We start from the raw sequence: 4578 nt of genomic DNA on the forward strand, positions 1-4578 counted from the left end.
ATAGAAAATTTGAATTTGGAGAAGGAATTGTAGGTAAGGACGTAGAAAAAACAATTAAACATGTTGGAATATTAGGACAACAAGGAATGAAAGTAACTGACGAAGTTATATTAGATATAATGATTAAAAATATTTAGTTATTTATGAATATGAATCTAAAATTAATTTTAAATGTCATTAATTTTATTTAATGTATATATTAAATTTTTAGAAAGGGGGTCTTTATGAGTAAAATTAAAGATAGCTTAATTATTAAATTAATTTTGGGAGTGGTTGTGGGTCTCATCATTGGACTTTATTGTAACGAGACTGTTATTGGGGTTATTCAGTCTATAAAGTTCATTCTTGGACAATTAATTAACTTTACAGTACCTTTAATTATTTTAGGATTTATAGCTCCTGCCATAACTAAGATGAAATCAAATGCAAGTAAAATGTTAGGGGTGATGTTATTACTTGCCTATACTTCATCTGTTGGAGCAGCATTTTTCTCAATGATTGCTGGATATAGTATAATTCCTAAATTAAATATTATATCTACTGTAGAGGGATTAAAAGAATTACCAAAAATGATATTTAGGGTTGAAATACCACCAGTATTTTCTGTTATGTCAGCTTTAGTTCTATCGCTTTTTTTAGGACTTGCTGTTGTATGGACAAAGTCAGAAGCTTTTGAAAAATTATTAGATGAATTTAATAATATTATGCTTAAACTTGTTTATGCTATTATTATTCCTATACTACCATTTTTTATAGCTTCAACTTTTGCAACTCTAGCTTATGAAGGTGGAATTACAAAACAACTACCTGTTTTCTTAAAAGTTGTTGTTATAGTTTTAGTAGGACATTTCATCTGGTTAACTGTATTATATACTCTAGGTGGAATTATCTCTGGAAAAAATCCATTTAATTTATTAAAATTTTATGGCCCTGCATATCTAACTGCAATAGGTACTATGTCATCAGCTGCTACATTACCTGTGGCTCTAAGCTGTGCAAAAAAATCTAAAGCATTAGATGACGATATTGCTAACTTTGCCATTCCACTTGGTTCAACTGTACACCTTTGTGGTTCTGTACTAACAGAAGTTTTCTTTGTTATGACTGTATCACAAGTTCTTTATGGTGAATTACCTGCTCTAGGTACTATGGTATTATTTATAATTCTACTTGGAATATTTGCTGTAGGAGCACCTGGAGTTCCAGGAGGAACAGTTATGGCTTCATTAGGAATCATAATATCTGTTCTTGGATTTGATGATAGTGGAGTTGCTTTAATGCTTACTATTTTCGCTCTACAAGATAGCTTTGGTACTGCTTGTAATGTAGTTGGAGATGGAGCTCTAGCTCTTATGTTAAATGGAATTTTTAAAAAAGAATTAGGCTAAAAAATAGTTTAACTAATATTAAATATTTAAATAGAGAGGAGAAAAATTTTACTTAGTTAAAGTGAAACTTTCTCCTCTTATATTTTTAATTTATTTTTATGGACAAAATTTTATTTTAAAGCTATACTTTTATTAAATAGAACATAAAAAGGAGAAAGTTATGAAAGGTAAGTATTTAATTGTTGATAAATCCATACTTCCTGATTATTTTGAAAAGGTTATTGAAGTGAGAAACTTACTTCGAGATGGAAAATTTCAAAATGTCAGTGAGGCTGTAAAAGAGGTCGGAATCAGTAGAAGTACATACTACAAATATAAAGATTTTATTTTTTCTTCCTCTGATAGTAATATAGGTAGAAAAGCTCTTATTTCTATTATGCTAGAGGACAAAAAAGGAGCTCTATCTGAAATACTGAACTTCTTCTATTCCTTAGAATGTAACATAATAACTATCAATCAGAATATACCTATCAATGAAGTAGCTTCTATCATTATCTCAATGGATATCTCTGATACTAAAATTCCTATAGAAGAGATTCTAACATCTTTAAAGAATATATCCTATGTTGTTTCTGCAAGATTAGTTGCTTTAGAATAAAAAAATTCAATTACAATTTCCTAAGATATAAAAAAATGTAACTATTCAACTACTAAAATAGCTGAATAGTTACTTTAAATATCTCTTCTTATAAAACTTATATTAATTTAAAATTTTTAATTCTCTTTATTAATAAATTAATAATTTTCTTTTCTTACTTCAAAATAACTTTGAGAGTAATTACATACTGGACATACTTCTGGAGCTTTTGGTCCTACCACTAAATGTCCACATACACGGCACTCCCACATCACTTGAACACCTTTATCAAATACTTTTTGCATCTCTACATTTCTTAATAAAGCACGATAACGCTCCTCATGTGATTTTTCAATAGCTGCTACTTTACGGAATTTTTCTGCTAATTCTGGGAATCCTTCATCTTCAGCATCTTTTGCAAATCTATCATACATGTCAGTCCACTCATAGTTTTCTCCCTCTGCTGCAGCTAATAAGTTTTCAGCTGTATTTCCTATATGTCCTAAAGCATCAAACCATAATCTTGCATGTTCTTGCTCATTTCTTGCAGTAGATAAGAAAATTTCTGCTAATTGCTCATATCCCTCTCTCTTAGCAATTTCTGCAAAATATGTATATTTATTTCTAGCTTGGCTCTCTCCTGCAAAAGCTTCCATTAAATTCTTTTCAGTTTTAGTTCCAGCATATTTATTTTCAGATTTTTTCTCCTCTTTAATTTCTTCAAAAACTGATGCTGGTTGCTTACAAATAGGGCATTTAAATCCCTCTGTTAACTCTCCTTCATGGATATATCCACATACTGTACAACGATATTTTTTCATATTTTTTCCTCCTAATTCAAAACTTCTATCTATATATCTTGTATGTAACATTTTTTCCGATAATTCACTTAAAGGCTTTCCATAAAACTCTTTATATAGTTTTAATAACTCCTTATTTGTATCACTTCTTCTATTTTCTAAATCTCTATCTTTTTTATATAAAGCTTCTATTCTCTTTTTACGAAGTTCATCTCCCTTTTCAATTGTACCCTTTGGTTGACCTCCACCACTTATACATCCTCCAGGACATGTCATCACTTCGATAAAATGGTACTCTTCTCCTGTTTTCTTAAGAGTATTTATAAATTCTCCTGCCATCTTAGTTCCATAAATAACCGCTATTTTTAGCTCTAAACTACCTATTTTCACAACAGCTTTCTTTATATTTTGCATCCCACGAATAGGTTCGAATTCAAATAATAATGCTGGAGCTTCCTCACCTGTTATATATTTATATGCAGTTCTTAATGCTGCTTCCATTACTCCACCAGTATTTCCAAAAATAACTCCTGCTCCTGAAGCCTCTCCCATAAGAGAATCATACTGTCCTTCTTCTAATTTTGAAAAATCTATCTCTTCTTCTTTTGCCCATTTTGCTAACTCTCTAGTAGTTATTACATAGTCCATATCTCTCATACCTGAGATACCTAAATACTCTCCTGCTGCTCCCATCTCATCTCTACGAATTTCAAATTTTTTAGCTGTACATGGAGTAACTGCAACATTTACTATATTTCTAGGATCTATATTTTTTAATTTAGCAAAATATGTTTTTATTGTTGGTCCCTGCATACCTATAGGACTTTTTGAAGTTGAGAGGTGTTCTTTCATATCTGGGTGGTAAATTTCTAAATATTTTACCCAAGCTGGACAACAACTTGTAAATTGAGGCAGTGGTCCTCTTTTTTTAGTAACTCTCTCTATAAGTTCTGACGCTTCCTCTAATATTGTCAAATCAGCCCCAAAATTAGTATCTAAAATGAAATCTCCTCCTAATTTTCTTAAAAGTGAGATCATTTTTCCTTGTAAAAACTCTCCATCAGCTTCTTCAAACTCTTCACCTATTGCCACTCTCACAGAGGGAGAAGTTGAAAAAATAACTATTTTTTGAGGATCTTTAATAGCTTTTTTTACATCATTATACTCATATTTCTCTGTTATACTTGATGTTGGACAAACATTTGCACATTGACCACAATTTATACATACTGCTGTATCCTTCGTATCAACTAACTTATATGTTCCATGAACACCAATATATTTTTCACAAACCTCTTTACATTGACCACACTTAATACATAGAGCTTCATTTCTCATTATAGAAGGATTGCTCTCCTCTATCGGAACTCTTACACTTTCTGATAAATGTTTCATTTTTATCTCCTTTCTTTAAATCTATTAAATGCTTTCTTTATCTACTTAATTTAAAACAACTTTGTAATTAATACAATTATATAGTAATTATATTATTTGTCAAGTACTTTTTACTTTTCTTTTTTCTTATCAAAACCTTATTATAAAAAAAGAGTTTTATAAATTTGATAGATTAATCTCTCTACAAATTATGATAACTCTTCTCTGTGAACCTCTCCCACTTAAAATTACTTTGTAATTTTTGAAATGGGAGCTTCTTTCTTGGGAAGTAGTTGCTTTTGTTAGCTAACTATATTTACCAAGCTATCCCCGTAGTTCCTACGGTTCTTTTTATTTCTTATATTGCTTCTCTTATTCTTAATCCTTCAGCTAATATATTTTTACTTGCATTTATATCTCTATCATGGTATGTATTACA

3 protein-coding genes are annotated in these 4578 nt (G+C 30.1%); 2 read left to right on the forward strand and 1 reads right to left on the reverse strand.

What is annotated here, in order from left to right:
• The first annotated feature begins 224 nt into the window (after positions 1-224).
• Together IAA47_05155 and IAA47_05160 are read left to right on the forward strand one after the other, a co-directional pair.
• Positions 225-1388 (forward strand): dicarboxylate/amino acid:cation symporter, encoded by a 1164-nt coding sequence (locus tag IAA47_05155; GenBank protein MBU3842354.1) that lies wholly within the window; start codon positions 225-227, stop codon positions 1386-1388.
• Positions 1389-1548: 160 nt separating this feature from the next.
• The gene (locus tag IAA47_05160; protein ID MBU3842355.1) at positions 1549-1986 is read left to right on the forward strand and encodes an ACT domain-containing protein; all 438 of its coding nucleotides are present in this window, start codon (positions 1549-1551) and stop codon (positions 1984-1986) included.
• A 137-nt stretch (positions 1987-2123) separates the two neighbouring features.
• Here IAA47_05160 and IAA47_05165 read toward each other — a convergent pair whose 3' ends face one another.
• A complete protein-coding gene (locus IAA47_05165; protein ID MBU3842356.1) occupies positions 2124-4160 on the reverse strand; it encodes a [FeFe] hydrogenase, group A in 2037 nt (678 codons plus the stop codon).
• Between the last annotated feature and the right edge of the window lie 418 nt (positions 4161-4578).

Source organism: Candidatus Fusobacterium pullicola, assembly GCA_018883725.1.
GTDB classification, from domain to species: Bacteria; Fusobacteriota; Fusobacteriia; order Fusobacteriales; family Fusobacteriaceae; genus Fusobacterium_A; species Fusobacterium_A pullicola.